31 protein-coding genes and 3 tRNA genes are annotated in these 26,159 nt (G+C 39.4%); 9 read left to right on the plus strand and 25 right to left on the minus strand.

The window, feature by feature from the left end:
- Positions 1-2 precede the first annotated feature (2 nt).
- Genes ACFQZS_RS05830 through ACFQZS_RS05865 form a run of 8 tightly spaced genes read right to left on the minus strand, consistent with a single transcriptional unit; the run spans position 3 to position 7,565 of the window.
- Complete coding sequence (locus ACFQZS_RS05830; RefSeq protein WP_377098211.1) at positions 3-674, minus strand: PIG-L deacetylase family protein; 672 nt, start codon at positions 672-674, stop codon at positions 3-5.
- Positions 671-1,555: a formyltransferase family protein gene (locus tag ACFQZS_RS05835; protein ID WP_377098213.1), complete on the minus strand. Its 885-nt coding sequence runs from the start codon at positions 1,553-1,555 to the stop codon at positions 671-673. The genes ACFQZS_RS05830 and ACFQZS_RS05835 overlap by 4 nt, the downstream gene beginning before the upstream one ends.
- Complete coding sequence (gene neuC / locus ACFQZS_RS05840; protein ID WP_377098215.1) at positions 1,552-2,718, minus strand: UDP-N-acetylglucosamine 2-epimerase; 1,167 nt, start codon at positions 2,716-2,718, stop codon at positions 1,552-1,554. The genes ACFQZS_RS05835 and neuC overlap by 4 nt, the downstream gene beginning before the upstream one ends.
- On the minus strand, positions 2,718-3,722 hold the full coding sequence (neuB, locus tag ACFQZS_RS05845) for an N-acetylneuraminate synthase (RefSeq protein ID WP_377098217.1): 1,005 nt from the start codon (positions 3,720-3,722) through the stop codon (positions 2,718-2,720). The genes neuC and neuB overlap by 1 nt, the downstream gene beginning before the upstream one ends.
- A complete protein-coding gene (locus ACFQZS_RS05850; protein ID WP_377098218.1) occupies positions 3,723-4,343 on the minus strand; it encodes an acetyltransferase in 621 nt (206 codons plus the stop codon).
- Entirely contained in the window at positions 4,340-5,491 is a 1,152-nt protein-coding gene (locus ACFQZS_RS05855; RefSeq protein ID WP_377098220.1) for a LegC family aminotransferase, read from the minus strand. Before ACFQZS_RS05855 ends, ACFQZS_RS05850 begins: the two co-directional genes overlap by 4 nt.
- Positions 5,492-5,493: 2 nt before the next feature.
- Entirely contained in the window at positions 5,494-6,492 is a 999-nt protein-coding gene (locus ACFQZS_RS05860) for an NAD-dependent 4,6-dehydratase LegB (RefSeq protein ID WP_377098222.1), read from the minus strand.
- A gap of 2 nt (positions 6,493-6,494) precedes the next feature.
- On the minus strand, positions 6,495-7,565 hold the full coding sequence (locus tag ACFQZS_RS05865) for a lipopolysaccharide biosynthesis protein (protein ID WP_377098224.1): 1,071 nt from the start codon (positions 7,563-7,565) through the stop codon (positions 6,495-6,497).
- A 517-nt stretch (positions 7,566-8,082) separates the two neighbouring features.
- Between ACFQZS_RS05865 and ACFQZS_RS05870 the strand changes: the two genes are divergently transcribed.
- A complete protein-coding gene (locus ACFQZS_RS05870; protein ID WP_377098226.1) occupies positions 8,083-8,643 on the plus strand; it encodes a Crp/Fnr family transcriptional regulator in 561 nt (186 codons plus the stop codon).
- Between the two features lie 65 nt (positions 8,644-8,708).
- Entirely contained in the window at positions 8,709-9,959 is a 1,251-nt protein-coding gene (locus tag ACFQZS_RS05875) for a glycosyltransferase (protein ID WP_377098227.1), read from the plus strand.
- Here ACFQZS_RS05875 and ACFQZS_RS05880 read toward each other — a convergent pair.
- From ACFQZS_RS05880 to ACFQZS_RS05900, 5 genes are all read right to left on the minus strand, one after another.
- Positions 9,950-10,270: a 2Fe-2S iron-sulfur cluster-binding protein gene (locus ACFQZS_RS05880; RefSeq protein ID WP_377098229.1), complete on the minus strand. Its 321-nt coding sequence runs from the start codon at positions 10,268-10,270 to the stop codon at positions 9,950-9,952. The two genes, ACFQZS_RS05875 and ACFQZS_RS05880, sit on opposite strands and share 10 nt — an antisense overlap.
- 3 nt (positions 10,271-10,273) lie before the next feature.
- Positions 10,274-11,287 carry an NAD(P)/FAD-dependent oxidoreductase gene (locus ACFQZS_RS05885; protein WP_377099613.1) on the minus strand — a complete coding sequence of 338 codons (1,014 nt, stop codon included), beginning with the start codon at positions 11,285-11,287 and terminating at the stop codon, positions 10,274-10,276.
- 76 nt (positions 11,288-11,363) lie between these two features.
- A complete protein-coding gene (locus ACFQZS_RS05890; protein ID WP_377098231.1) occupies positions 11,364-12,260 on the minus strand; it encodes a LysR substrate-binding domain-containing protein in 897 nt (298 codons plus the stop codon).
- 417 nt (positions 12,261-12,677) lie between these two features.
- Positions 12,678-12,750, minus strand: a tRNA-Lys gene (locus ACFQZS_RS05895).
- A gap of 99 nt (positions 12,751-12,849) precedes the next feature.
- A complete protein-coding gene (locus tag ACFQZS_RS05900) occupies positions 12,850-13,857 on the minus strand; it encodes a WD40/YVTN/BNR-like repeat-containing protein (protein ID WP_377098233.1) in 1,008 nt (335 codons plus the stop codon).
- 142 nt (positions 13,858-13,999) lie between these two features.
- On the opposite strand from ACFQZS_RS05900, the gene ACFQZS_RS05905 reads away from it, so the two are divergent.
- Positions 14,000-14,083, plus strand: a tRNA-Leu gene (locus tag ACFQZS_RS05905).
- A gap of 66 nt (positions 14,084-14,149) precedes the next feature.
- Positions 14,150-14,233 (plus strand) — tRNA-Leu (locus ACFQZS_RS05910).
- A gap of 14 nt (positions 14,234-14,247) precedes the next feature.
- On the opposite strand, the gene ACFQZS_RS05915 is transcribed toward ACFQZS_RS05910, so the two are convergent.
- Both ACFQZS_RS05915 and ACFQZS_RS05920 read right to left on the minus strand, forming a co-directional pair.
- Positions 14,248-14,832 carry a hypothetical protein gene (locus ACFQZS_RS05915; protein WP_377098234.1) on the minus strand — a complete coding sequence of 195 codons (585 nt, stop codon included), beginning with the start codon at positions 14,830-14,832 and terminating at the stop codon, positions 14,248-14,250.
- 194 nt (positions 14,833-15,026) lie between these two features.
- Entirely contained in the window at positions 15,027-15,497 is a 471-nt protein-coding gene (locus ACFQZS_RS05920) for a hypothetical protein (protein ID WP_377098236.1), read from the minus strand.
- A 162-nt stretch (positions 15,498-15,659) separates the two neighbouring features.
- On the opposite strand from ACFQZS_RS05920, the gene ACFQZS_RS05925 reads away from it, so the two are divergent.
- Positions 15,660-16,232, plus strand: a complete 573-nt coding sequence (locus tag ACFQZS_RS05925) for a hypothetical protein (RefSeq protein ID WP_377098238.1) — start codon at positions 15,660-15,662, stop codon at positions 16,230-16,232.
- 57 nt (positions 16,233-16,289) lie between these two features.
- Here ACFQZS_RS05925 and ACFQZS_RS05930 read toward each other — a convergent pair whose 3' ends face one another.
- The gene (locus ACFQZS_RS05930; protein ID WP_377098240.1) at positions 16,290-16,715 is read right to left on the minus strand and encodes a hypothetical protein; all 426 of its coding nucleotides are present in this window, start codon (positions 16,713-16,715) and stop codon (positions 16,290-16,292) included.
- 48 nt (positions 16,716-16,763) lie between these two features.
- Complete coding sequence (locus ACFQZS_RS05935) at positions 16,764-16,943, minus strand: hypothetical protein (protein WP_377098242.1); 180 nt, start codon at positions 16,941-16,943, stop codon at positions 16,764-16,766.
- Between the two features lie 196 nt (positions 16,944-17,139).
- Between ACFQZS_RS05935 and ACFQZS_RS05940 the strand changes: the two genes are divergently transcribed.
- From ACFQZS_RS05940 to ACFQZS_RS05955, 4 genes are all read left to right on the plus strand, one after another.
- Complete coding sequence (locus ACFQZS_RS05940; protein ID WP_377098244.1) at positions 17,140-17,832, plus strand: S24 family peptidase; 693 nt, start codon at positions 17,140-17,142, stop codon at positions 17,830-17,832.
- Between the two features lie 168 nt (positions 17,833-18,000).
- Positions 18,001-18,351, plus strand: a complete 351-nt coding sequence (locus tag ACFQZS_RS05945) for a hypothetical protein (protein ID WP_377098246.1) — start codon at positions 18,001-18,003, stop codon at positions 18,349-18,351.
- Positions 18,352-18,420: 69 nt separating this feature from the next.
- Positions 18,421-18,789 (plus strand): hypothetical protein, encoded by a 369-nt coding sequence (locus tag ACFQZS_RS05950; RefSeq protein WP_377098248.1) that lies wholly within the window; start codon positions 18,421-18,423, stop codon positions 18,787-18,789.
- 91 nt (positions 18,790-18,880) lie between these two features.
- A complete protein-coding gene (locus ACFQZS_RS05955) occupies positions 18,881-19,378 on the plus strand; it encodes a DinB family protein (protein WP_377098250.1) in 498 nt (165 codons plus the stop codon).
- Between the two features lie 31 nt (positions 19,379-19,409).
- Here the strand turns inward: ACFQZS_RS05955 and ACFQZS_RS05960 are convergent, their stop codons facing one another.
- The 8 genes from ACFQZS_RS05960 to ACFQZS_RS05995 all read right to left on the minus strand — a co-directional run bounded on the left by ACFQZS_RS05960 (position 19,410) and on the right by ACFQZS_RS05995 (position 26,118).
- Complete coding sequence (locus ACFQZS_RS05960) at positions 19,410-19,598, minus strand: heavy metal-binding domain-containing protein (RefSeq protein WP_377098252.1); 189 nt, start codon at positions 19,596-19,598, stop codon at positions 19,410-19,412.
- Positions 19,599-19,600: 2 nt separating this feature from the next.
- The gene (locus tag ACFQZS_RS05965; protein ID WP_377098254.1) at positions 19,601-21,079 is read right to left on the minus strand and encodes a PepSY domain-containing protein; all 1,479 of its coding nucleotides are present in this window, start codon (positions 21,077-21,079) and stop codon (positions 19,601-19,603) included.
- Positions 21,080-21,081: 2 nt separating this feature from the next.
- Positions 21,082-23,409 (minus strand): TonB-dependent receptor, encoded by a 2,328-nt coding sequence (locus tag ACFQZS_RS05970; RefSeq protein WP_377098256.1) that lies wholly within the window; start codon positions 23,407-23,409, stop codon positions 21,082-21,084.
- Positions 23,410-23,541: 132 nt separating this feature from the next.
- Complete coding sequence (locus tag ACFQZS_RS05975; RefSeq protein ID WP_377098258.1) at positions 23,542-23,913, minus strand: hypothetical protein; 372 nt, start codon at positions 23,911-23,913, stop codon at positions 23,542-23,544.
- An 83-nt stretch (positions 23,914-23,996) separates the two neighbouring features.
- Positions 23,997-24,350 carry a hypothetical protein gene (locus ACFQZS_RS05980; protein WP_377098260.1) on the minus strand — a complete coding sequence of 118 codons (354 nt, stop codon included), beginning with the start codon at positions 24,348-24,350 and terminating at the stop codon, positions 23,997-23,999.
- Between the two features lie 37 nt (positions 24,351-24,387).
- Complete coding sequence (locus ACFQZS_RS05985) at positions 24,388-24,741, minus strand: hypothetical protein (protein ID WP_377098262.1); 354 nt, start codon at positions 24,739-24,741, stop codon at positions 24,388-24,390.
- A gap of 68 nt (positions 24,742-24,809) precedes the next feature.
- Positions 24,810-25,163, minus strand: coding sequence for a hypothetical protein (locus ACFQZS_RS05990; protein WP_377098264.1), 354 nt, complete (start codon positions 25,161-25,163; stop codon positions 24,810-24,812).
- Positions 25,164-25,215: 52 nt separating this feature from the next.
- Positions 25,216-26,118: a hypothetical protein gene (locus ACFQZS_RS05995; RefSeq protein WP_377098266.1), complete on the minus strand. Its 903-nt coding sequence runs from the start codon at positions 26,116-26,118 to the stop codon at positions 25,216-25,218.
- Positions 26,119-26,159: the final 41 nt, after the last annotated feature.

Here is a 26,159-nt window from a genome sequence, read left to right on the forward strand (position 1 = left end):
TCTTATTTATCAATATATTTTATCAGCTGAAACGCCTCTGCGTAACCTACTCCTACCGATGCTCCTCTAAAATGCGCTAAAGCTTTAATGTTGTCCAAACTTCTGGGGAAAGGATGTTCTCCTATTTCAGATTCATAAACTTTCATAATTTCGAGCTTTTTCTCCAGATAGGGGGTGATGTCAACAAAAAAATTGGGAATGAAAGCCTTCTCTGGTAAAGCAGGTGCAAATTCCGTTTCAGATATGCACTCATACATCAGTACTTGCTTCACGTACGGATATCTGAATGATTTGGTACAAGACATTACTGCATCAAAAATAATTCGATGGTCAGAATGTGCGTCTGATCTGTTAAGGCAGTATACTATTTCAGGCTTAATTTCTTTAAAAACATCAGAGATATCAGGAACTAATTTTAAAAGTGAGCTACTAGATAAGGTCATGGTGGGATAATCTAGCTTTATAGCTTTTTTTACACCCAATTTTGACACTACCTCTTTAATTTCAATTTGTCGGCTGGCTACTCTCTCCAAAGAAAATCCCTGTTCTGTAGATATATTAGTAACAAATAATATAAAAACATTATCGCCATTTTCAACGTGCTTTAATATTGTACCGGCAACTCCCAGTACTTCGTCGTCCGGATGAGCGGATATTACTATAACATTTTTCATAAATATGTACCTACTGAGGGTATTTGTGTAAATTCATGTTCGGTAAGTATTACGGCCCCATCAGCCGTTTTTACTTTTATATGGTTATCACTAACGTTTAGGATTTTGCCGGGTTCGATATTTTCGTTTGGATGATCATCTATAATTATAGCCCAAACCTTTACATCCTCGCCATTAGCTAACTCTATATGGGCACCAACGTAGGGGAGGGTTAGCGCCCTTACAAGATTAAATATAGTTCGACTGTTCATTCTAAAGTCAATTCGACCGTCGCTTTTATTTCTTTTTCTCCAGCTGTTACCTTCAGCTATTCGCTGTTGTACTTTAGTTATACTTCCCGTTTGCAACGCAAGCGTAAACTCCTTAATTTGAACCAGCGCGGTAGATACAATTCTATCATACAGCAACTGCGAAGTGTCTTCATCAAATATCGGAACTTCTTGCTGAGAAATGATGTCGCCTGTATCTGCCTGGCTATCCATAAAAAAAAAGGTGGAAGCGGTTTTATTCAAGCCTAAAGCAAGGGCCCAAACAATGGGATGCCTGCCTCTATTATAAGGCAGCGCGGCAGGATGAAATCCTACCACACCTAACGGTGGTATTGATAAAATTTCGGCTTTTATTAGGTTAGACCATCCAAAACAGTAAATTACGGTTGGGTTCAGTTGTCTAATGAACGCTTCATTGTTAGGATGATTAATATCATTTACATATTTATACGGCAAGTTATGTTCCAAACATAAAGGTGTCAGGTCTGCATAATCGGCATTAAAAACCGAGGTTTGCCTAGTAATCACACCTACAACATTAGCTGAATCAGCAATTATTTGCTCTAGCGCCTTGTAGGAGAATATTACCGTACCTATAAAAACAATCCTCATTGGTCAATATTGTAAAATTTTTTCTTCAAAAGCGACTCTAGATCTGCACTTTTCAAAATTGGCAGAATTACTTCTGATGCATTTTTTTGCCCATACTCGTTGACGCTATTTTCTAAACTTCTAACAAAATTTGTATCAAACGCGTTTTCAATAGCACTTTTGATGGCTGAATAATTTGGTTCACAGTCAATAACGCTTACACCTTTTATACGCCCTGATTGTCGGTCGCCTATATTAACGGTTGGCTTTTTAAAAGACGGGGCTTCAATTAATCCGCTGGAGGAATTTCCTACTACAATATCTACATGTCGTAATGCTGATAAGTATCTTAATTGTCCCAGCGATGTAAAAGCCACAGCTTTATCCGGATGATTTGCTGCGTATTTGTCAATCATCACGTTTATTATCCGGCCATCGGTATCAGCATTTGCTCTTGTAAAAATGGTTGTACAATCTTGCAATTCACTTATTGCATCAAGTAGTGCCTTAAACTGTACTTCGGCGGTTGAAAACTCTAAAGTAACCGGATGAAATGTTACAAGGATACTCCGCTTATTAAGTTTGAAAGCAATGCTGTCCTCAAATTGCTCTCGATCAAGAAGCTCCATTTTGTTGATGTTTTCAATGCCGAGTGCCCCTGTATTGTATACGTGTTGGGGCTGTTCTCCCATTTGAATAATTCTGTTACGATACTGTTCTGTAGACGTAAAGTGTAAATGAGACATTTTAGTTATCGAATGTCGTATAGCTTCGTCTATTAAGCCTTGTGTAGCTTCGCCACCATGGCAATGTGCAACAGGAATCCTTGCAACCATAGCGCTGGAAACGGCTGCAAATATTTCGAATCTATCTCCTAAAACAAGTAAAATGTCTGGTTGTAACTCCTGGTATGCATCAGAAAACCCTATCATACCTAACCCCATACTTTTACCAATACCTACAGGGGTATCTGATGACAGTAACGTTTCTACTTTCTTGTCAATCACGAAGCCGTCGGCCTCAATTTGCTTATAGGTAAGACCAAACTCTGGTGATAAATGCATGCCTGTAGCTATTATCTGCAGCTCAACATCTTTATCATTTTTTAAGCTTTTCATCACCCAATACAATAAGCCGTACTCCGCCCGGGTGCCTGTAATTACACATACTTTCCTTTTATGCATCAGATAAAAATTACTTCGTCCGGTAAAAAATCTTTCACAGCTTTTCTACCAATTATCTCGTCCCATTTCATAGGGGATATTCCAATGCCAGCTCTCTTAACTGTTAGGTTATCCTCAGAAAAAATTTCGTCTTTAGCAATGGGTTTTAATGCTACTATGCATTTTCTAACAATTGAAATATTTTTACTTTCAGATTCTGACGGAACTTTTATCGAGGTGCCTAACGCTTTTTCAATATTCCTGATTGCCTTAACCATAGCTGTCAACTCTTTGGGCTCCAAAGATGCGGCGTGGTCCGGGCCAGGCATAGTTCTGTCTAAAGTAAAGTGTTTTTCTATTACTGTTGCACCTAACGCAACAGCGGCAATAGGTACTTCAATTCCTAACGTATGATCAGAATAACCAACTTCAACTCCAATCGAATCCTTAATTGCATTCATTGCCAATAAATTTACATCACCAAAAGGGGTGGGGTATTCAGTATTGCAATGAAGCACAGTTATTTTGGTATCACTATTTTTTCTAAGTACCGCTACAGCTTGTTCAATCTCATCAATTGTGCTCATACCGGTTGAGAGGATAATTTCATCAGCAATTTGAGAAATTTTGCGTAAATAGGGCAAGTTGGTTATCTCTCCGGAAGGAATTTTAAAAAGGGTTAAACCCAGCTTTTTAAGTAAATCCAAACTATCAAGGTCAAATGCGGTTGAAAAAAAGCGTATGTTTTTTTCCTGGCAGTAGCTGATCAGCGTATAGTGATCTGCTTCTGACAGCTGCAATTTTTGAAGCATCTCAAGCTGGCTTTCTTCAGCCTTTCCGATATGGTTTTGTATCTGATATTCGGCCTTACGGGCCACTTTACTGACAAGATTAGTGGCCTTAAATGTCTGAAATTTAACATAATCAACACCTGCTTCAGCAGCAGCGTCAATTAGTTTTTTGGCAATTTCTATATCGCCATTATGGTTAACACCCGCTTCTGCAATAATTAATGTCTTTCTCATTTATTTTATTCTCCCCGGGTTTCCATAAACAATCGTATCGTCGGCAATATCATTTAAAATTACCGATCCGGCGCCTATAATAACACGCTCGCCAATTTTAACTCCCTGCTTAATTACTGAGTTTGCACCTATAAAAGACTCTTTTCCAACGGTAACGTTCCCTGCCAAAATTGCACCGGGAGCTATATGAACAAAATCATTGATTATACACTCGTGCTCTATAACGGCGGCCGAATTACAGATAACAGCATTGCCTATTTTAGCGCACGCATTTATAATAACGCCTGGCATAACTATAGTTCCCTGCATAATTTCTGCCGAAGCAGACACGCTGCAATTGGGGTGTAAAACAGACGGACAGGAAATTTGTTTAGATAAAAGCTTTTCAAATAGTTTTTTCCTTATTTCATTTGCCCCAATAGAAATAAAAACGTCGTGCTGAAGCAAAATATTAAGGTTGTCAGGATGATTTTCAGAACCCAAATATGATAGTTTATACGGGTTTTTTTGATTTTCTGTTAGATCACAATAACCTTTTATTTCGTAATTATTACTTAATAGTATATCCAGAACCACATATGAGTGGCCCGAATAACCTACTATTATGGCTTTACGGCTCATTTACGTACGCTGCTAGGTATATTAACAAGCCTGTCGGCAATCCATTCGGCGTTAACTTGTTCGTCGCGTTGGGCATGCATAAACATAGGTAATTTATGCATTAGTTCCCACACCGGTCTTGACATCACGCCATGGCTATTCATATACTCCAAAAAAGCCTCCCTGGTGTTTCTGTCTTTAAGTAATATTGCGTTTAACCAATAGTTAGATTTGGCGCCATCAATTTCCCTGCAATATTGAATCCCTAATTTTTCAAATTCATTTTGATAAAGCGCCGAGAGTTCGCGTTTGTTTTCGATGAAACCGTCCAATTGCTCCAACTGCGCGCATGCCAGAGCTGCATTAAGATTAGGCATACGATAGTTGTATCCAACTTCGTCATGAACAAAGGCCCACGGATGTGGAACTTTAGCCTGTGTGCTTAAGTACTTCGCCCGCCTGGCTAAAGCCTCGTTATTAGTTACAATAGCACCGCCACCCCCACTTGTAATGGTTTTATTTCCATTAAAGCTAAAGGTGCCTATTTCGCCGTATAAACCTGTATGTATGCCTTTGTAGTAACTTCCAAGAGACTCAGCAGCATCTTCTACAAGCGTTATATTCCACTTATTACAGATCTCTCTTATCTCGTCAATGCGGCATGGTAACCCAAAAGTGTGCATTGGAACACATGCTGCAATTCTGCGTCCGGTAACCTTATTATAACAATATTTATCCGCCCGCTGATCTGCATTTTTAAGCAAAAAAAGCTCAAGAGCTTCAGGCGATAAACCCAGCGTGTCTCTATCTATATCAATAAAAACGGGTTGGGCCCCAATATAACTTAAGGCGTTATATGTAGCTATAAAGGTTAAACTTTGCCCTAAAACCTCATCTTGAGCATTAACACCCGCCAATATCAATGCTAAATGCAGGGCATTGGTTCCATTTACTATAGCCACTGCGTACTTAGCACCAGTTATGTGGCACATCATCTCCTCAAATTTGTCTACATATGCTCCAACCGACGATACAAATGTTGATTCGATCGTGTCCAGTACATATTTTCGTTCGTTGCCATTAAAAACCGGAGCGTGCAGGGGAATAAATTCTTTACCCGGATACAGCCCTTTTATAAACGAGGCAACTCGGTCAAACGGAAACTCCATTATTAAATATTGTAGATATCAGATTTGTATTTTGATAAATTAGCAGGATTTTTAAACCACGCAATAGTTTCTCTCAGGCCTTCTTGTAAGGTGTATGATGTTTGCCAATCAGTATATTCTTTAATTTTACTGTTAGAACCAAATAACCGAAATACTTCGGATTTTCCGGGTCGCAGTCTGATGTCATCTTTCACCAATTTAGCATCAGGATTAATTTGATTGATGATTTCTTGCGCCAAATCTCCTACCGAAATTTCTGACTGTGTTGCAATATTGCAGTCGGCGCCAATTAGTTGTTCTGATTTTGCTATAGCTATGAAGCCCTTTGCTGTATCTTTAACAAAAACTAAATCGCGTGTAGGTGTTGTATCACCAAGCTTAATTTCTGTTTCTCCGTTTAACAACTGAGTAATAATGGTTGGAATTACAGCGCGTGCCGACTGCCTTGGGCCGTATGTATTAAACGGCCTCACAACGGTTAACGGCAAATCAAAGCTCCGATAGAATGACTCTGCAATGCAATCGGCACCAATTTTAGAGGCCGAATACGGAGATTGAGGCTGACGGGGGTGGTTCTCATCAATAGGAACATATTGAGCAGTTCCGTACACCTCGGATGTTGATGTGATAAGTACACGTTCAGTTTTTAAATCTTTAGCCGCTTGTACAATATTTAAAGTGCCTTTAACATTGGTGTCTATGTACGAATCGGGAGAGTGATAACTAAATGGAATAGCAATCAAAGCCGCTAAATGAAATACAACGTCAATGCCTTGCATTGCCAATCGAACGCCATTTGGATCTCTTATGTCCCCAGAAAATATTTCTATTTTTTCCAGCTTGCTTTTGGGTAATGTATCAAGCCATCCCCAACTGTTAAAAGAATTGTAGTATACGAATGCCCTAACCAAACACCCTTCATCAATCAAACTTTCAACTAAGTGGCTTCCGATAAAGCCATCGGCACCTGTAACTAGTACTTTTTTATTTTGTAATTGCATTATTAACTCATTATATTTTTTGCAACGCGTACAAGCGTCAAATACATGATGCAGAGAAAAGCTCCTGCAAAACCTCCTATTATGAGTCCCTTAAACTTGCCAAGCCCTTTCTTTTGTAATGGATAAGTAGGATTGTCAATAATCTGAATCAATGGAGTTTCCCGGCGCAATGATATTTTAGCTAATTCCAGATTCTGAACTATTTGACTTAGAATTGCTTTATTTGCTTCTGCACTAAATTGTGATCTTTGAGCCCTTGTGCGCAATATTTGTCGGTTCGGATTTAAATTTGGTGTAGCGTCTGATACTTCAGCAGTTGTTGAAATGGCATTATTTAAAACGGATTTTACAGAGTCTGCTGTGTGCTGTAAAATGGTTAAGTTTTGTAATGCCTTTTTTGTCTTGGTTTGAACGTAAAAGTCATTTACTGTTTTAACAATCTCATCATTGAATACTTTGGAAAAGTGCTCGTCATTTGATGTTACTTCAACTTTTATTATACTCAATTTTTTATCCGGCCTATTAACAGCCAGGTAGTTTTGTCTGATATCGTCAACAACATTTTGTAATACGCTGTCTTGCTCTCGACCGAAAGACTCTTGAACGCTAAAATCCAATTTTGCAATTTTAGGGTTTTTGTCTAGCTCATTAATTTTAAAGTAGGAATTTAACAACGAATTTGATCCATTTTCCCCTTTAACATTACTCAGCAATGCCTTTTGTATCATCTGCCGGGATTTGTACAGTTCTAATATGTTATCTCCATGAAAAAGACCGTTTGCTCCCCCAACATCAATTCCAACCATAGATGCCAAGCCAGAATATTGGCCCAATACTCCGCCAGTGTTTTCACCCTCTTCTAAAACAAAGGTACTATCAGCAATATATTTAATTTTTGAAAAAAATGCTAAGCAAACACCTATAGAGGCGCACAAGAAACTAACCAGTACAATAATGCGCCATTTTGAAAAAAGATAAGATGTAATTTTCGAAATTTTTAGAATTAACTCTTTAAGAGAAAGTTCTTCCTTTTTTCTCAATGCATTACTTTCTAAAGCATTTTCTGAAACCATATTTTCTATTAACAATACTAATTGGGTACAGCCATTTAAAAGTTAGACCAATAAAAGATCTTAAAACGTGATAAATAGTTGCAGTTAAAATCAGTGTTATAAAACCTTATTTATCGTAATTGTTTTAACAACTTCATCAAATAGTTTTCCAATTATTTATTAGCGATGAATATTTAAAACACATGCGAAACTAGTAAAAATTCGCAATCATTTTAAAATTACCTTATTTGTTCTGAAAATGCAGGATGCATGTTTTTTAGTATGATGTAAGTCAATAAAGTGCGCGTAAATATTTTAGTTAAGGGTAATCTATTACTGAGTTTAATGAAGATGCCTCTTGTGCAGAGGTAGTGTTTTTAAGCTGACAATAAGCAAAAAAAGTTCTTTTTCAAGAGGTTTTTACTTTAGAACGTTCGGAATATACCATTTTTCAGTACTTTGAAATAATATAGAATACAATACTTATAGTTGTAAAGCATACATTTAATTTTAATTGATTACAGCAAGCATTAATGAAATGACGGAATTTTTTAATAATCTTAATTTAATAAACTCACTTTCAGAAAACGCACAATCAGACCTTATTACAAAACTAAAAAGGGCTGAATATCAAAAAGGTGAGATTCTGATTAAAGAATTATCAAAATGTGATCATTTATTTTTTATTGAAAAAGGGCTTGCCCGGGCTCGTTATTTTAAAGACGGAAGGGATATTACCGATTGGTTTGCAGGAGAAGGGAGCGTAATAGGTCCAATCATCCGCCATCTTCCTATTAAAATCGGTACTCATGACGTTGAATTGCTTGAGGACACATCTGTCATTACTATCCATTTTCAAGATTTGCAGGAACTTTATGATAAACATCATGAGATTGAACGCCTGGGGCGAATAATTGCAATACAGGCTGTGTTTTTATTACAGCAAAAAATTGATTCAATTCAGTTTTTTACAGCCAAGCAACGCTACAATGAATTTGTAAAGGCTAATCCAACGCTATTGCAACGCGTTTCCTTGGGGCATATAGCTTCCTATCTGGGTATGAATCAGGTTACGCTAAGCAGGATCAGGAAAAAATAATTTTTTAGCAATTGTTAAATATTCGGTATGTGCAAACTATTTTCTTTGCGAATAAAATATCACAATTGAATATAGGAATCTTCACTTACGGAACAAGGGGCGACGTTCAACCCTACATCGCTTTGGCATTAGGTCTTATTAAAAATGGCCACAAGGTAATCATTGCAGCACCTGAAAACTTTAAGGAATTAGTAGAGGGGTTTGAGATAGCTTTTCATCCGTTACCCGGAAATGTAGAGGAAATGATGAATGGGCCCGAAGGTCAATACTTGTTAAAGTCAGAGAACACCATCAAATTGGTTAAGCATTTTTATAAGCTACTTAGCCAGGCCAAGGTACCTTTACGCAAAAGTTACATCGAAGCTTTTAACAAAGTAGATTTTATTATAGCAAATGCGGCTACAATACCAATAACAGCTGCAATTGCCGAAAAGCAAAATAAGAAGTTAGCCATTACTTACTTTATGCCACCGGTGGTGCCAACCACGGAATTTCCTTTGGCTGACTTTGATTTCCTGAATTTTCCGTTATATAATAAGTTGACCTATAAATTAGTACATTTCCTTTTTTGGAAATTTTTAAAGAGCGAAGTCAATGAGTTCAGGCAAGAATTAGGTCTGCCCGTTTTAAAAGAAAATCTTTTAGCATACATTGATAGACAAAAGCCACTCGATTTATACTGTTTAAGTTCCAGCCTTATTGCTCAACCTAAAGATTGGGATGATAACCACAAAATAACAGGCTTTTTAACCGTCTCCCAAAGGGAAACGCCAGGGGATTACAATGACGAATTAAACAACTGGCTGGAGCAAGGAAGCAAACCCCTGTATATGGGTTTTGGCAGCAATGGCGTTGGTAATACCGATAAGTTTATAAATGCTATTAGTGAGGTTTTGAATAAAACCAACGAGCGCATTTTGTTTTGTACCGGATGGGCAAAATTTGACAACCTGCCTGTACACGACAATCTGTTTGTAACCAAGTATGTGAACCACACAGCTATTTTACCTAAATGCAAGGCAGGTATTTTTCACGGCGGCGCAGGAACACTGGCAGCTATGTTAAGGAATGATCTGCCTGTAATTATCATTTCGTTTTACACTGACCAGCCCACGTGGGGCAAAATTGTTGAGAGAATGCAATTAGGTGTCCATATTCCTGTAAAAAAATTCACTGCAGCAAAGCTTATATCGGCCATTGCCAATGTTCAAAAAAACCAGGTGAAACATCGTGTAGCAGCTATTGGGCAACAGATAAGGAACGAGGCGGGCCTTGAAACAGCAATAAGAGAAATAGAAATTTTTTTTCAAAAATGATCCTTGCCGGAAAGGTGCAAAAAAACGCCGTTTAAGTGTTCTCCGGGTTTAATTTGGCATGCTAACCTGCTGTTAAATGCGGCATCGGGTATTTCATCCAAAGTTTCCAATTCCTGTTCTGTTATTTGGTTGAGTTGGTCGTAGCCGTTCAATATTTTGCAATGGCAATCTGCGCAAAGGCCCATGCCACCGCATGTTGCCCGCATCTTATAACCAAAGGTTTTAAGTATTTCCATGACGTTATATTCCGCATTGGCAGGAACATCTAAAACCCGAACTTCATCATTTCTGTTTTTTACAGTCAATTCCATATTTTAAAACTCGTTCACTCCATAAACAGTAGTGTATTTAAACGTTAACTTTTTATCCGGATAAACATGATGATAAGCTGTTTGTGCCATCAAAGCGGCCTCATGAAACCCACATAAAATCAGTTTTAGTTTACCTGGATAAGTATTGATATCGCCAATTGCGTAAATTCCGGGAATGTTAGTAGAATAATCATGGGTGTCTACTTCTATTGCTCCGTTGCTTAAGTTTAAACCCCATTCTGCAATCGGTCCGAGTTTCGGTGTCAGCCCAAATAATGGTATGAAAAAGTCTGCTTCAACATTGGTTTTAGATAGATCCTTGCTCAGCACCTCAACGTGTTGCAAATGTCCGTTCCCAGATAATGTAGCCACGTTGGATTGGAGCAATAAGTCTATTTTACCCGCTTTAGCAAGGGTTACCACTTTATCAACAGAGTCAGGCGCGCCCCTAAATGATTCATTGCGGTGTACAAGAGTAATTTTTCTTGCAACCTCACTTAAAAATATCGTCCAATCCAACGCAGAGTCTCCGCCACCTGCAATCACAACATTTTTCCCTCTATAAAGCTCAGGATTTTTTACAAAATAGTTAACTCCGTTTCCTTCGTACATAATAAGGTTTTCAATACTGGGCTTCCTCGGCTCGAAGCATCCCAATCCACCGGCTATAACAATTACTTTTGCCTCAACAACAGTGGCCTCATTGGTTTTTATGAAGAACCTGCCCGGCTCAGGCGCTGATATCTCATCTACGCGTTGCCCGAGTGTGAATGTTGGTTTAAAAGGCGCTATTTGCTCCATCAGGTTTTCTACTAAGTTTTGAGCATTTATTACTGGAAAACCAGGAATATCATAAATGGGCTTCTGCGGATAAATTTCGGACAACTGCCCGCCTACTTGAGGTAGTACATCTATAATATGACAGCGCATTTTAAGCAATCCCGCCTCAAATACTGCAAATAAGCCGACTGGGCCGGCCCCTATAATACATAAATCTGTTATGATTGGTTTTTCCATTTGGTTGTTTTCTTTGTACAAAAGTGAACAACCAGAGCAGCGGATTCAAATGATTAAAAGTGATATGCCATCACTTTTAGTTATGATGGCTTAAGCAGAAGCGTTTGAAAAAGCTTATTAATTTGGAGTTGTTTCCATGTAGTTGGATAAACTGAAAATCCCGAAGAATTTGCAAGTCTTCAATGTCCACAATGGACAACTGCTGATACTTTAATTCGTTGATTATCGACTGAACTGAAAGGAATGAGGCTGCCTCAGAATACAGTAAATACTCCTTTATTGCGATGATGCTTTCAAGTTCAATGTCTATATTAAGTTTTGATAGCGTAAGTCCTGCTGTCTGTAACGCTTGCTGGATAACCTCGAGCGTTCCGGCACCTGCTTCGCGCATTACAAGCGGCAACTCATACAATTCTTCTACATTAATTTCGCCCTTTTTCGCAAGTTTAGTTTTAGAGCCCGTCACCAAAACTAGTTCATCTTTTAAAAACGGTGAATAATTGATAAGCGGATTGTGTTTTGATCCCTCAACTATAGCAATATCTATTGCTTCGTTAATTACCTGTTGCGTAATAAAGTCAGTGTTTCCCTGTACAAATGTGAAGGAAATTTTAGGATGATTTTTTTTTAATAACGCCAATAATTTGGGAAGCACAGTCTGCGCTACGGTAGTACTTCCTCCGATATGAATTACACCGCCTGATATATCTGCAAGTTGCGACAACTCTGATTCGAGATTATTGTAGGCGGTAAGAATTTTGGAGGCATACACAAGAACTAATTCGCCTGCTTCTGTTATTTTTATATTATTTCCGTTACGGTTAAACAACCGAACGTTTAATTGCTGCTCCATCTCTTGAATATGCTTACTCACAGCAGGCTGTGTTATACTTAATTTTTCAGCAGCTTTCGTAAAACTTAAACGTTTTGAAACCTCGTAGAAAACCCTTAACCTAAAATCAAAATTCAGCATAACATTTTTAGAAGAAAAATTATGAATATATGGTTTACTAAAATAAATAAATTGATTCTGTTTTTTAATTACAAAGACCCTACATTCTTAGAAAAGTGTTAGAAAATAAAAGTTCATTTCCTATTTAGCCTCTTTTTAAAAACACCTGCCTCATAGTTTATAGTCAGCAACCAATTGTGGCGGTTACAGATTTTTTATCCCAATATTCAGGATGGATTTTTCGCGCGGGGAAAACTCCGTACGGCCACCTTTTACAATTACTTGAACATAAGTTGGCGCTAAATCTTCTTTGGTGGCTTTCTGACGAGATTTTATGAAAAACGCGGAATTTGTTTCATAAGAAGTTGGTTTAAACAAAAAAAGCCTCTTTTTCAAGAGGCCTTACTTCAAAACGTTCGACCTGTTGGGTGGTCTTTGTGATCCCGCTGGGACTCGAACCCAGGACCCCAACATTAAAAGTGTTATGCTCTACCGGCTGAGCTACGGAATCATTTAAACGATTTGTTTAAAGTGGTGCAAATATAGGGTTTATAGAAATACGCTGCAAGGTATTTTTTAATATAATTTTAAGCGCTTCATTCACAGTAATCTATAGTGTCAAAATGCCTATTTTACCTTTATCTCCGGCTAATAATACCAACTTTCCGCGCTTTGCTTTGCGACAAACGTTAAAGCTGTTGGTGTCAATTTGATGCCAAGTATGACCGTTATCTTTCGTTAAGTTACTGCCTGAAGTACCTGTAGAAAAATATGTCTCCGGGCCAATATTTTCAACACAAGACTGATAGCCGGAAGGAATGCTACTTTGTTTATATGCTATGCCACTGGTGGTATCATAATAAGCAGCTGTTCCCTCAGACTTTTTATTACTTACATAATCTCCACCGACAAACAAAGACACGGTTCGATCTAAAGAAAAAGCGCCTTGGCTGTCTTTACCTTGGCTAACCGGAAGAGAAGTATACACCCAGTTACTATTTTTAGGCCCAGTTGTTATGAGTCTTGATATTTTTCCTCCCGTTACAAAACCCACTGCCTCTTTATCACCTATCCTCAAACATGTTCCGCTGGCTGCAAAAGCAGCTTCCCCCTCCTCAGCATCAGGCTGATTAGCAAATTTGTGCCAACTGTCACCGCTATCATTCGTTTCAAGTAACAGAAATTTTTTATCAATTGGGTCACCTAAAATTAAGCCGTGCTTTTTGTTAGAAAAATCCATTGCGTCTAAAAAATACGCTTTATCATCATTGCGATATTTCAGTTGCCAATTGGCGCCTCCGTCAGTAGTTTTTAATATCAATGCCGGTGTACCCGAACTCATAATTATAGCTTCCTTATCAGAGAAAGCCTCGATATCCCTGAAATCTGACTTTTCAAAACCTTTAACCTGCTGCCAGTTCCATGTAAGGCCGCCATCAAGGGTAATTGCCGTATAACCGCGACTACTACTTAACCAAGCCACTTTGTTATTCACCACAGATAAGCCTCGGATGCTTACCGATTTATTTGTTTCAATTACCCAGATGTTTTGTGCATTTAACAGGGTAGCTGTTGCTAATAAAACCAGCACAGACGAAAGCAGATATAAAAGTTTCATAATAAGCGGCGTTTTACCTAAATTAAGGTATTTGCTCTAACGAAAATTTGCGTTAGTATATTTTATTTATTTAAACGGCAAATTAACCTAAACCGTTATATTTGCATCCCCGAATAAGCGCGGGTGTTCTATTCGCTTATATGCCCGGATGGCGAAATTGGTAAACGTTGCGGTCTCAGAAGCCGTTGAGAATTGTCTCTTGAGAGTTCGAGTCTCTCTTCGGGCACATCCAAAAAAAAGTCCGGATGCATAAATCTAAGTTTGATTTAGCATCCGGACTGAATAATTAAAGGCCCGGGTGGCGAAATTGGTAGACGCACCATCTTGAGGGGGTGGCATTCGTAAGGATGTACGAGTTCGAATCTCGTTTCGGGCACTTCTCTATTATATTTATCCGAATAATCTTCCTAAGAAACCGATTTTTCGGACAAGGAGAATCAAACCAACTACTAATAATACCACCATAAATAAGTTAAAGCCGATTGAAGAATTTCCTTTTGTTTCCTTTTCAATATGTTGGGTTGAAAAACTGGTTTTACCTTTTTCAAGCTTGCTACCTTCGATCTTAGTGTTTTCTGTTTTGGTTATATCATTGTACACGGCAATGCGTTCAAAAGCATTTGCTTTTATAGTTTTTCTTCTGGGAATTGCTGTGGCCGTTGCGTTGCCCACTCTATCAATTTGAAGAATTAGCTCAAGGTCATCATTTTCAAAATGCGCGCTCGTGTCTTTATTTAACCATTTGGATGGGATTAAATATCCGCTAAGCGATTGTCCGGTAAAGACTATGTTAGTATCAATAGATCTGTTAATGAAGGTGATGGTTTTGTCCGTTGTTGAAGTTGTTTTTTGTATAGAAGTATCGGTACTGGTTTTAATTTGATGCGAAAATGTATTACTGTCAATTAGTAATGTTTTTTTAGCGCATGCCGAAAGTAAAACACAGAATGATAATAAAAGATGCTTGTGTTTCATTTTATAAATCGGGTTACGGCATAGATCTGCCTGGTTAATCTAATTTTTCTATAAACCCCATCACCTTCTCGGCTGCCTGCTTCATTGGTATTTCCTTCAACCGTATTTACAGTTTTGTTGGTCCAGTCGTCAATAAAGCCAACACTTCTGCTGAGTTCTTCATAGGTAAAACAATGTTTTTAGTTTAAGGGAAGCTAATCCAGTATTACATCCCGCTCGTTTGATACAGGTGTTTGGCCGGTTTCCACAAGTTTTATGGTAAGTGATGTTGCAATGTTCGGAGTTGTTTTTTCCGCATCTGCCTTTTCACTCCACCCCATATTTTTTAAGGCAAACATAGCACCGCTGGGCGAGGGCTGCAGTAGCCTTTTTTCGTATGCCGCTTCAACCCGCAGCCGGGCCCGTTTTAGTATAGCAGCGTATAGCCCTTTTTTTTCCATTGCGTCAAACTCTTCGCGGCTGTTGAAGCCCAAATGAAATACCAGCGAGGCAATTGTAGCCGGTTCAGCTTCTCGAATAGTAATTTTCTGCGTTGTTGGCTGTTCGCCGTCCTTTTTTGCCGGCTTGTTTTCTATGCGGTATTCTCCTTCAATATACTTAAAGTATCCGTCTACCAGCACGCATAACTCTGCCCGGTTTTTAAATGATCTTTTAAAACTTTTCATTATGATTTGTGTGCCGTTTGGCATAGAAGTGATACAAATATAACTAAAATATTTAGCATTTTAAAGTGATTTTGAAATTATTTTTCTTTACAGTGTTAAATTGTGTTAAACCTACACCTGCATACAACAATTATATTATATTTGTTATCTGTGGCTTTGCCTATGAAAGTTTTTAAAAACATAGTTTTTCTCTTTCTTCTTTTGGCCGCGTTCTCGGCTTGCCAAAAAGAGGATGAGGTGCCTGTTGGCTTAAAGGCCGGTGCTAAAAACGATTCGCTCAATACGGCTATAAATTTAAATGCTCCCGGCACCTTTCTCGCCCTTAAAGGCCTTTTAAAAGTAGATATGGGAGATTCAACTTATGTTTTTGATGCAGCTACAGATTCCATCGCCTTTGTAAGTGTTGATCTGGATAGCAACAAATATTTCGGTATTACTGCTATAAACAAGGCACATACCGTTAGTTTTGGTATTAGCTCGGCGGGTGTGGCCAGGGCTGACACTAACACAACTATAGCGGGAAGCCAACTGCTGTTTAGTAAAGACGATAGTCCTGCAGTGCAATACACCCTATCAAAATATATAAGTGTGCGCGATATGGGTAAAATTAACCTGACCAAGTTTCAACAGGACAGTACCCTTACCAAAGGAACTTTTTATACGATACTTTCCAGGCAAGGAAAAGCCTCATCGTTTTATAAAACAACCGGAACTTTTGATCTCCGTTTAAAATAAACTTTACTTTCTTGATCCAGGTGGATACAAATATACGAAAAAATTATGATTAATATGCTAAACAGCATATTTAATTGCGGTATCAGCCACTTCGTTTTCTACAAGTTGGGTTAGCAGCGTTTTTACAACCGCCTCCCTGGCCCATTGTTGTTCGGTTAATGATGCATCTTCTTTATACCAGCGTACAGGTTCGTTTACTTCTATGCGGGTTTTATAAATAAACCCTTTGCGCGGATGCATTTTTGTTCCCTCGTAGCTATTCATGCCTTCGGCCCTTATTACTTTAGCCAGCTCTTTTAACGGAAGGGCCAGTTCCAGGCACTCTTCTAACGTATTTTTAAAGTCGTGTTTATCCTCCAGCCAAAGCGTTAACACATCGTCACTAATTTCATGGTCAGCTATGCTTATGCGGCTGTAATCGTAATCTACTGATATGATCATCCACCATATCGCGTCTTTTGTTTTTTGCGAGATCTTTATCATTTTTTTAATTTATGTGCCCCGGGCGGGGCGGTTATTGGTTTTGTTTATTCACCTGTCAAAGCGGGGCTTCCAATTAGGGAAGTACTTTTGTATGGCGGCAATTTCATGCCGGTATTTTTCGCACACGGCTTTATAAGCGTTATAACGCAAGTGCTTTTCGTTTGGGGTGGTTTGCTCTTCGGTATCAGGTGTTACCGGGTGCTGTAATGCAGAATAGATAAGGTACATACTATTGTATTATAAGTTTTTACTGGTAGTTTACTGGCAGGCTGGAGATGTTTATGGTGGTAAATTCATTTTTATCTTTATTTTCTTTATTTTATTTGGATAAATTGATTATATACCTTAATATTGCTGTGTTGAGCACAAATATATAAAGAATAATCTTTAATTTAAAGAAAATTTTAAATAAATTATTAACATTATGGAAGCCACAGAAAAGCCAAACAAAATAAAAACCGTAAGGCCCGAGACATTGGAATTTATCATTCTTTATAACCAGCTCAAGGGTAGGGCTTTTACCGGAAACGCCCAGTTGGCGGAGATACTTGGTTTTAATTCCGCAAGTTCTATTACAGAGATAATTAAGAGCCGACAGAATATTGATCCCGAAAAATTCAGAATATTTAAAGAATATTTTAAAGATGTGCTGGAGCAAGGCAAGCCTGCCGAAATTGCTATGGCGCAACCAATGGGGCAGGGTATACCTATGTTTGAAGTTATCGCCACGGCATCGGGCGTTGAAGTGTATAATGATATAAACGATAAGCAAGCCGTTGGCCGGATGAACTTTCCCGGAATTGAAGATTGCGACTTTGCTTTACCCGTTTGGGGGCATTCCATGTATCCTTATCTGGAGAATGGGTGCTGGGTTGCGTTAAAGATAATTCACGATAAAAAGATCCTTCCCGGCGAAGTATATTATATAGAATGGGGAGACTATCGCATGTATAAAAGGCTTTTAGCCGGCAACACCCCCGATGAGGTAATTGCCCACTCAGATAACGTTACAGAAATGGTTGGTAACAGGCTTAAATACGCGCCATTTGTTATTAAGATTGACGACATAAAGAAACTTTGTCTGGTTAAGGATATCCATAAAAAACACAACCATTAATTAAAATAAGCGTACCTGCTTTATAGCTTTTTGGGTTAAAGTATTTGTAAAAAATATCTTTAGCCCCTTTTTTTGTAATTAATATTTTAATAATATTAACACACCAATTGTTACCTTTTATTTAACAAGCTTTTAAGCATAAAGCAAACCATTAACATTAAATTCATTATGGATTACCTACCTTATTTTATCGGATCAGGATTTCTGATTGTTATAATAATTGTTTTTAACAGCAGAAAGCAAAAAAGCAGGCTAAAGGAATTTTCGATAGAACCAGAAGAGGCACCATCACTATTAATGGTGCAGTCGGTTGAGCGTAAGCTAAAGGCAATTTATGGTAAGTTATTTGAGAATGGCGTTAAATCCGGCGATAACAACGGCCCTGCCGCATCACCCCGCAAGCAACAGCTGATAAAGGAACTGGAGCAGTTGGAAGCTGCCTATGCAGATAAGAAAATATCGCTAAAAGACTATAGTGAGAAGCTGCAGAACCTGCAAATGAAGGTAATTGACCTTTAAACAATTTGCGCTGCTTTATATACTGATGTATTTCTGTTTTGCATATACATTGTTTATAATTGCAGCCATATGTTGTCTGACGAGGGTATAGTAAAACGCATTAAAATAATAGTAAAGGAGCATGGCGGCCAACTGGCACTTGCCGGTGTTATTGGTGTCGATCAGGGTTTTATAAGCAAGGTAATTAACAAAAAACAGGAGGTTAGCTATTACCTCATCCGCAAACTTTGCCTGCAGTTAAAATATTCGCCCGAGTGGCTGATTTTAGGTACCGGGGAGAAAAATATCGGCAAGCCCGAATCAGCCAAATTAATTACCGAAATACAAATGATGCGTACCGAACTTGAAATTCTGCATGCCCGTATGCGCGCCTTTGAAATGGAGATAAAAGAGCTGAAAGGCGATCAGGATAAAGGCGAACGTAAAGCAGCGGGATAAAAAAATCAAAAAACTTTCATTACCCAAAAACCTGCTGACATAGGGCTGTCACTGGCGTGTGGTTTCTTTGTATCAACAAAAACAACAAGCCATGACAATTATCGAAATCCTATTAAAAGAAATTGAGCAGGAAGCTCAAACTACCCGTAAATTCCTTAAACTGGTTCCTGAAGACAAGTTTGACTGGAGGCCGCATCCTAAAAGCATGAACCTTCAGCAATTAACCACTCACATTGCCGAACTGCCTGCATGGGTAACTATGGCTATCACTACTGATGGTTTAGATTTTGCAGCTGTACCCTACGAGCCAAGTACAATAGATAATACGGCTGATCTGCTCGAATTCTTTGAACAATCATACGCCGATGGCCGCGCGCATTTGCAAGCTTTTAACGAAGCAGACCTTGAAAAACCCTGGGTATTGCGTAACGGCGATCAGGTATTGGCTGATATGAATAAATATGAAACCATCAGAATATCAATCAGTCAGACTATTCATCATAGGGCACAGCTGGGTGTGTTTTTACGCCTGCTGGATATACCCCTCCCGGGCAGCTACGGTCCAAGCGCGGATGAGTTAGGTAAATAATAATGAATGCCCCCGATACAGGGGGCATTCATTATTTAGTAGTATCTCGTTCTACCAGGTCCATGCCGCACTTTGAGCAAACACCGGGCTTATCAGCTCCAATTTCGGGATGCATAGTGCAAACGTATTTATATTTCTTCTCCACTTTCGTCGATTCAGAACCGCTGCAAGCCACCAAACTCAGCAATACAAATGCAAATCCGCCAATAATTGATTTCATAACTATTTATTTTTTATAAAGGCTGTAAGGCCCAATAAAGATACTATCAAAATGCCAAGCGCGGCAAGCATGCTTACTATATCGCGTATGTCTTTGCCTGCCCAGGTCATCCAGAAAAACTTGTGCAAAAATATAAAAGTTAGTCCCTCTGCGCGGTCTATCCCCGTCACTTTAGTAGCCAATTTTGCCGATGTGGTTTCAATATACCAATCGTCGCCGCTATCATAGCTAACCTGCTCAACCGGCAGGCGCTTGTTAATAAAGCCATAATCATTGGTGAACTGCTTTACAGGTGTAACGGTTACCGCGTTGGATAACTGGCCGCTTTCTGTATTTCCGCCGTGCCTGAAATTGCGGTAATAAGCTGCCAGGTAACGGGCATAAACGGCATCACCGTCTTGCAACTCCTCGTTATTGGTTGCATCAATATAGCGTACTTGCTTTTTGTTGGTTAATACCTGGTAATAGGTTTTGTCATTAAATTTAGCCAGGCCCACCCGCAGAATGCTGCTATCTGCAATTGGCAGATCAAGATTAGAAACTTTTAAGTCCTGCACATTGATCAATTGCTGATAATTGTTGCTTTTTTCGCTGTAATTGTGCAATGTAATATATAAGTGAAACCCGCCGCTTACAGTAAAGGTTAACATCAATGCCGACATGATGAGCCCTAATTGCCGGTGATAGCGGTGAATGATACGCTTATCATCCCTACTGTTATTTTTCTTCTTCTGTGTTACCTCTTTAAATTTCTTCCAAAATAATCCGTAAACAATTAAGCCGCTCAGCATAGCGAGGAATATCGAACTTACGGCGACCATCAACACAATTATCCTTAGCTGCTCACCGCCAATGTCAGCCAAAAAATTCCAGGTGTGCATTTGTTCAAATAGCACCAGAAAAAATTTGCGGGTATTATTATTAAAAGTACCCATGCGGCTTTGCGCGGTTTCCACGTACACGTCCATTCCATCCGGTCGGTCAAAAGTTACTTTCCAAACGGGTAACAACCGGTTTATGGGTTGATAATGGCTATCAAACGTATTTTGAAAAGTCATTTGTTTTATTGCCGATATGCTATCCTGGGTAAAATAACGGGCCAGATACTCGGCATAGGCTTTATCGCCGTGGGGCAGAAAACTACCATCGGCAACGGAATAGTAGTTAGATACGCTGTCTTTGTCCAGTATTTGATAATACGCGCCTTTGTTAAACTTTATTAAGCTGAAGTTTCTAACCTGTTGAATGTTATGCATAGCCAACACCTGCTGCAGCGTAACCGCCGGAGCAATTTTATCTTGTGTTGCCGGGGCAAAAACTTCTTTGGGTATTGCCGGTCGCAGCCAGTTTGACATTAGTGGATGTGAAAGGCCGCTTATTGTCCAGCCTATTATAGGAGTAAGTGCTGTTAACCCTATTATTCTGTGCCATTTATAAAAACGCCTTTTTGCTGCCTGATTGTTGGCTGTGCTTTTTTTCATCATCAGTTTTTTGAGAAGGAATAACTTAGACCCAATGTGTAGGTGCGCGGTGGTGCTGCGGTATAGGTATCGCCATACTGGTTGCTGGTAACGTTGGTGGCATACAACTTGTTGGTTAAATTTAATACATTAAACCATATGCCAAAGCCCTTTAGCGCGTTTTGCTTGGCCTCATAGCCTAAACGCAGGTTATAAATATCATAGCCGCTATAGCTTTTTGTATTGGCAGGGTTGGTAAAAAATTTCGCAATATGCTGCCATTCGCCGGCTATTCTGAAGCCCGGAATGAATCCTGGCTTGTATGTAAGCTCGCTATTGGCAATCCAGGCCGGTGCATTATTCATTCGGTTACCGTTGTAAACTGTCACTGTACTGGTATTTGTAGCGAAGTTAGTGCTTACCTCGCTATAGTCTAAGTACGAATGTTTGGCGTTGGTACCGCTAAACCTGAAACTTAATTGCTGCGATGGCGCGTAAGTAACGGCATATTCAATGCCACGGTGACGTGTAGCGCCCGCGTTTTTATTTTGCGTGGTGTTATCGGGCAGTAATTGATTAATGATCTCGTTGCGTCCTTCCAGATCGTACAAACTCACTTCAACATATATTTTTTTGTTAAGTGCAGAGAACCATCCGCCAACTTCGTAATTATTAAAAGTGGCCTGCTTAAGCGGGGTTAACTGCCTTGCGCTGTAAAGATCGCCCGTCTCGGGTGGTTGAAAGCCGACGCTGTAATTGGCGTACAAACCTGTATTACTGCCAAAATTGTAGGTAAGCCCAAGCTTTGGCGCCACAATATTAAAGTCGTTAACCTCGTGTTGTTTGTATTTGGTACCTGCTGTAAGGTTGTTGTTAAAATTGTAATGCACATGGTCATAACGTAATCCCAAAACTATCCGTAATGGTTCAACCGGGTTCAACTCATATTGAGCATAGGCCGCGGTATTAAATAGCTTTATGTTATAATCATCTAAGTATGTTCCGGTATTAGTAAAACCTGTATAATAGTTTTTGGCCACATCCTTCTGAATATCTAAAAACTGCGAATAAAAAGAACTGGGACTGTTATCCAGATATCCCCCAATAATTAATCGCGATTTAAGAAAATCCATATTTATACGGTGCTGGGCCAACAGGCCATAGCTTTGCAGGCGCTGATCATTAACCTGCCCGTTAGAGCTTAAGTACGCACCCGTATTACTGCGCACATCTGATATAAAATAACTTGGCAATTGCGCGGTAGAATTAGCGCGCGTAAAGGCTGTGATAAACGTGCTGCTCTTTTCGCTCCAGCTATGTTCCAGTTTAACCGATGCCCTGAAAGCTTTTACCCGGCGATAGGTAAAACGCTGGTTGCTGCCATAACTGCGGCTGTAAAACCTGGTTGCGTCCAAGCTCCCCGGAGTTTGTGTATTCAGGTAATTATAGGCCGATGCAAAGGTCAGTTTGGTACGATCTGTAGCAGCATAGGTCATTTTTAGGTTGATGGAGTTTTTATCAAAATCTGAATAGTCCTGCCAGCCATTTCTTTGCCTTACCGCATAGCCACCTACAAACAAACCAAACTTGCCTTTTGTGAATCCGGCATCTGCATCCACGCGCCGATAATTGTAATTATCACCTTGTATAGCTACGTTACCCGCATAACCGGCAGGCGGGCTTTGTGTAATAAAGTTGATGGCTCCACCAATGGCATTACTGCCATATAATGAGGATGCAGGCCCCTTTATCACCTCTATATCTTTTACGCCCGACATGTTGATCTCATACAGTGAGTTGTGGTTAAATATACCCGTTGGTCGTATAGGCAGGCCATCTTCCATATAAAGGTATAATGCATTATAAGTAATAGGTTGCCGTATAGACATGGTGTGCTGCTCGTTACCCAGATTTACCATATAAACCCCGGGAGTTTTGTTTATCAGCTGATACAAAGCCGTTGCCTTAGTATCTTTTATTAAAGTGGAGTTGATCTTGCTGATGGCGATAGGAGCATCGCGGCGGGCCTGGCCCTCGCGGTTAGCAGATACAATTACGGTTTGCAGATCAGTTGTTGAGGGTTCCATTTCAACAGTAACAGAAGCGCCATTAACAGCAATAATGGTACGTGGGGTGTAACCCACCATGCTTACTTTTAAGGTTGTTAACGATTGTTGCGAAAGGCTAAATTCTCCGCGCGTGTTTGTTTGCGCAAGGCTGTTGGTGCCGTCGCTTATAACCGCGCCGGCCAGGGCCTCGTGTGTTACGGCATCTGTAACGGTGCCTTTTATTTGACTGAACGCTGCAATTGTAAGCAGGTTCAGTAAAATGAATAAGTAGTACTTTTTCACCAAAATATTATTAGGGGAGATTTTCTCCCCGGGATTAGCATAAAAGAGTTGATTACTTAGGGTATATTATAGATCAAACGACAAACGGAGCAAGCCGTAGATGCGAAAAATACACTAAGAGAAGAGAGAATATTATGCTAATTGCGGAGGCTGAAATACAACGCCCGGAAAAGGTGTTGCGCCGGGCATTTTATAAGGGGTAGCTATAATACTTACCACCTTTGAAAAGAATTTTACAGAATTGGACGATTTTACAAACACCTCCTGAAAAAGGTTTTTTTGCGTTTCGCGCTCATTGCTTTTTTCTTTTTCCTGTGCCTGCTTAATTTTTTTCATAAAGTAACAATGCCCGTTGCAATGCAGCAGGGGTTTGTCTTTATTCTCGCAAAGCTGGGTGGCAATGTATTCTTTGTTAAGTTCAAAACCGGCATATACAAACAAACGCGAAAAGTTGGCCGATAGCAGCGCAACAAGTAAAACGATGGAGGTAACGCGGTTTAACATGCGTTGCAAAAGTAGCGCAACAAAGGGGTAAAAACAAAAAAGGCCGCAAAAACATTTGCGGCCTTTTCTTTCATTGCATACGGTTATTGAGCACGTAGCAATTTAACGTGGGTTTTCTGGCCCTGGAACTCTGAAGTTATAACAGTTGAGTCGCCATAAAATTTACCGGTTTGCGGCATTTGTTGGCCTTGAATATCTAAAGCAAAAGTAAAATCACTTCCTTTGATCTTGCCATTTAAAATAGGCAGGTCGCCCTGCTCTGTAGAGCAAGCGCCAGTTACAGTTTCGCCGTCAACTTTAAATGTATAGGTTAGCGGCAGTTCAAAATCGCCAAATTTTAATGTGCCTTTCCATTTTCCGTTCAGGTCGGCAAATGCTGCAAATGCAACAGCGAAGCTGCAAACAAGCAGCGCGATAATTGACAGTCTTTTTTTCATAATAATAATTGGGTTTTCGGTTTATTTAATTTAATGCTTATGGTATACGTGTAAGTTTAATTTTAGACTTATTACCATTAAAATCTTGCGTTATAATGGTTGAATCACCATAATACTTACCCACATTCGGTATTTTATTGCCGTTAAAATCAAGCGAGAATGTAAAATCGTTACCTTTTATTTTTCCTTCAGTAATTGGAAACTCACCTTGCCCGGTACCAATGGAGCCGGTAAGATTTTCGCCATCAACTTTAAAGGTGTAGTTTAATTCAATTTCATTGTCGCCAAATTTTAGGGTGCCTTTCCATTTTCCGGTTAGGTCGGCAAATGCTGCAAACGCAACAGTAACGCAGCAAACAAGTAGCGCTGCAACAAAGATTTTTCTTTTCATAATGATTTTCGGTTTATTATCTTTTTATCCAGCCGGTTTTAACCGGCTGGACTACTCTTTATAAGCTGTTATTGGGCGCGGGTAAGTTTAACGCGATTTTTCTGGCCCTGAAATTCGGAAAAGACAATAGTAGAATCGCCATAGTATTTACCTGTATGAGGTATTTTTTCTCCGTTAAAATCCAGTGTAAATGAAAAATCGGCGCCCTTTATTTTACCCTCAGAAATCGGGTTTTCGCCTTGGTCAGACCCAATTGAGCCGGTTAGTTTTTCGCCGTCAACTTTAAATGTATAGGTTAGCGGCAGTTCAAAATCGTCAAATTTTAATGTGCCCTTCCATTTTCCGGTAAGGTCAGCAAATGCCGCAAATGCAGCAACAACACAGCAAACAAGCAGCGCTGCCATGGTAAATTTTTTCTTCATACTGTTTTATTTTTTCGGTTTTCTAAATATAGATGTTTTTTTAACAAAAATGTTACGGCGTTTTATAATAAAATATCGGGGCAAACACACCCTCGCTTGTGGTGTAAAAGCCCTTACCATCAGCGCTGAACGCTATAGATTCGCCTAATCTTTCCTCTTCGTAATTCGGGTTAACCGGCTTTCTTTGCATAGCCTGCCAAATGCTTTCATTTGGTTTGCGTTCCCAGTAGTAGATCTCCTGGTAGCTTTTCAGTAAAATATGCCTGCCATCTTTTGAAATATCGCCGGCGGTTATCCATTTTAACGGTTTTATACCGCTAAATGATAGAGTGGACCGTTTGGTTAAGGTAACAGTGTCGCCTGCGTTTGAATTTAATGGAGTTGTATAAACGCCAACAGCATCACCTCGCTTGGTTACAATATAAAGTAGCTTTTCAAGCGGGTCTATCATCAACGTTTCAGCGTCCTTTGGCTTGTCCGGATATCGTAAATATATAGGGCTGGCTTTCGCCGTTTTACTTGCCCCGTTTAGCAAACTCTTTTTTTCTTCTATCCGGTAAACAATAATAATGGGTCTGTTAGCACCATTGTCACCAATGTCGCCAATATAAATATAGCTTTTGCCGGCTTCCGGCCCCGGCCCTACAGCAATATCTTCGCAATCATCAACACCTTTTGTAAGCTTATCATCGCCATTATAATAAACCGTATTAAAAGGTTTTCCTTCGGCATCTATAACAAAAAAGCGGCTTGTATCGCCGCTGTCGTTTTGAACATAAAATAAGCTATCGCTAATACCTGAAGCCGCCATGCCCGATGTTTCGCTCATGGCTCTGTCCTTAAGCAACCCTGTTATGGTAATTTTACTACGTAAATAACGGTGGCGACCATAAGCCCCAATAAACAATAGTATTACTACGATAGCAATGTATCTGCGCTTTTTGCTCTTGCTCATCCGGGGGAATAACATACCGCAAAAATAGCGTAATAATTAAG

Source organism: Mucilaginibacter calamicampi, assembly GCF_042676765.1.
Classification (GTDB): domain Bacteria; phylum Bacteroidota; class Bacteroidia; order Sphingobacteriales; family Sphingobacteriaceae; genus Mucilaginibacter; species Mucilaginibacter calamicampi.

Excerpts from the sequence above, each read along its gene's own strand:
- ACFQZS_RS05915 (WP_377098234.1), bottom strand. The coding sequence starts at position 14,832 with ATGAAACACAAGCATCTTTTATTATCATTCTGTGTTTTACTTTCGGCA.
- ACFQZS_RS05850 (WP_377098218.1), bottom strand. The coding sequence starts at position 4,343 with ATGAGCCGTAAAGCCATAATAGTAGGTTATTCGGGCCACTCATATGTG.
- ACFQZS_RS05925 (WP_377098238.1), top strand. The coding sequence starts at position 15,660 with ATGAAAGTTTTTAAAAACATAGTTTTTCTCTTTCTTCTTTTGGCCGCG.
- ACFQZS_RS05990 (WP_377098264.1), bottom strand. The coding sequence starts at position 25,163 with ATGAAGAAAAAATTTACCATGGCAGCGCTGCTTGTTTGCTGTGTTGTT.
- ACFQZS_RS05835 (WP_377098213.1), bottom strand. The coding sequence starts at position 1,555 with ATGAGGATTGTTTTTATAGGTACGGTAATATTCTCCTACAAGGCGCTA.
- ACFQZS_RS05980 (WP_377098260.1), bottom strand. The coding sequence starts at position 24,350 with ATGAAAAAAAGACTGTCAATTATCGCGCTGCTTGTTTGCAGCTTCGCT.
- ACFQZS_RS05880 (WP_377098229.1), bottom strand. The coding sequence starts at position 10,270 with ATGGAATTGACTGTAAAAAACAGAAATGATGAAGTTCGGGTTTTAGAT.
- ACFQZS_RS05855 (WP_377098220.1), bottom strand. The coding sequence starts at position 5,491 with ATGGAGTTTCCGTTTGACCGAGTTGCCTCGTTTATAAAAGGGCTGTAT.
- ACFQZS_RS05830 (WP_377098211.1), bottom strand. The coding sequence starts at position 674 with ATGAAAAATGTTATAGTAATATCCGCTCATCCGGACGACGAAGTACTG.
- ACFQZS_RS05885 (WP_377099613.1), bottom strand. The coding sequence starts at position 11,287 with ATGGAAAAACCAATCATAACAGATTTATGTATTATAGGGGCCGGCCCA.
- ACFQZS_RS05960 (WP_377098252.1), bottom strand. The coding sequence starts at position 19,598 with ATGAAATCAATTATTGGCGGATTTGCATTTGTATTGCTGAGTTTGGTG.
- ACFQZS_RS05955 (WP_377098250.1), top strand. The coding sequence starts at position 18,881 with ATGACAATTATCGAAATCCTATTAAAAGAAATTGAGCAGGAAGCTCAA.
- ACFQZS_RS05945 (WP_377098246.1), top strand. The coding sequence starts at position 18,001 with ATGGATTACCTACCTTATTTTATCGGATCAGGATTTCTGATTGTTATA.
- ACFQZS_RS05920 (WP_377098236.1), bottom strand. The coding sequence starts at position 15,497 with ATGAAAAGTTTTAAAAGATCATTTAAAAACCGGGCAGAGTTATGCGTG.
- ACFQZS_RS05890 (WP_377098231.1), bottom strand. The coding sequence starts at position 12,260 with ATGCTGAATTTTGATTTTAGGTTAAGGGTTTTCTACGAGGTTTCAAAA.
- ACFQZS_RS05940 (WP_377098244.1), top strand. The coding sequence starts at position 17,140 with ATGGAAGCCACAGAAAAGCCAAACAAAATAAAAACCGTAAGGCCCGAG.
- ACFQZS_RS05865 (WP_377098224.1), bottom strand. The coding sequence starts at position 7,565 with ATGGTTTCAGAAAATGCTTTAGAAAGTAATGCATTGAGAAAAAAGGAA.
- ACFQZS_RS05870 (WP_377098226.1), top strand. The coding sequence starts at position 8,083 with ATGACGGAATTTTTTAATAATCTTAATTTAATAAACTCACTTTCAGAA.
- ACFQZS_RS05900 (WP_377098233.1), bottom strand. The coding sequence starts at position 13,857 with ATGAAACTTTTATATCTGCTTTCGTCTGTGCTGGTTTTATTAGCAACA.
- neuB (WP_377098217.1), bottom strand. The coding sequence starts at position 3,722 with ATGAGAAAGACATTAATTATTGCAGAAGCGGGTGTTAACCATAATGGC.
- ACFQZS_RS05985 (WP_377098262.1), bottom strand. The coding sequence starts at position 24,741 with ATGAAAAGAAAAATCTTTGTTGCAGCGCTACTTGTTTGCTGCGTTACT.
- ACFQZS_RS05965 (WP_377098254.1), bottom strand. The coding sequence starts at position 21,079 with ATGAAAAAAAGCACAGCCAACAATCAGGCAGCAAAAAGGCGTTTTTAT.
- ACFQZS_RS05995 (WP_377098266.1), bottom strand. The coding sequence starts at position 26,118 with ATGAGCAAGAGCAAAAAGCGCAGATACATTGCTATCGTAGTAATACTA.
- neuC (WP_377098215.1), bottom strand. The coding sequence starts at position 2,718 with ATGCATAAAAGGAAAGTATGTGTAATTACAGGCACCCGGGCGGAGTAC.
- ACFQZS_RS05950 (WP_377098248.1), top strand. The coding sequence starts at position 18,421 with ATGTTGTCTGACGAGGGTATAGTAAAACGCATTAAAATAATAGTAAAG.
- ACFQZS_RS05930 (WP_377098240.1), bottom strand. The coding sequence starts at position 16,715 with ATGATAAAGATCTCGCAAAAAACAAAAGACGCGATATGGTGGATGATC.
- ACFQZS_RS05860 (WP_377098222.1), bottom strand. The coding sequence starts at position 6,492 with ATGCAATTACAAAATAAAAAAGTACTAGTTACAGGTGCCGATGGCTTT.
- ACFQZS_RS05935 (WP_377098242.1), bottom strand. The coding sequence starts at position 16,943 with ATGTACCTTATCTATTCTGCATTACAGCACCCGGTAACACCTGATACC.
- ACFQZS_RS05975 (WP_377098258.1), bottom strand. The coding sequence starts at position 23,913 with ATGTTAAACCGCGTTACCTCCATCGTTTTACTTGTTGCGCTGCTATCG.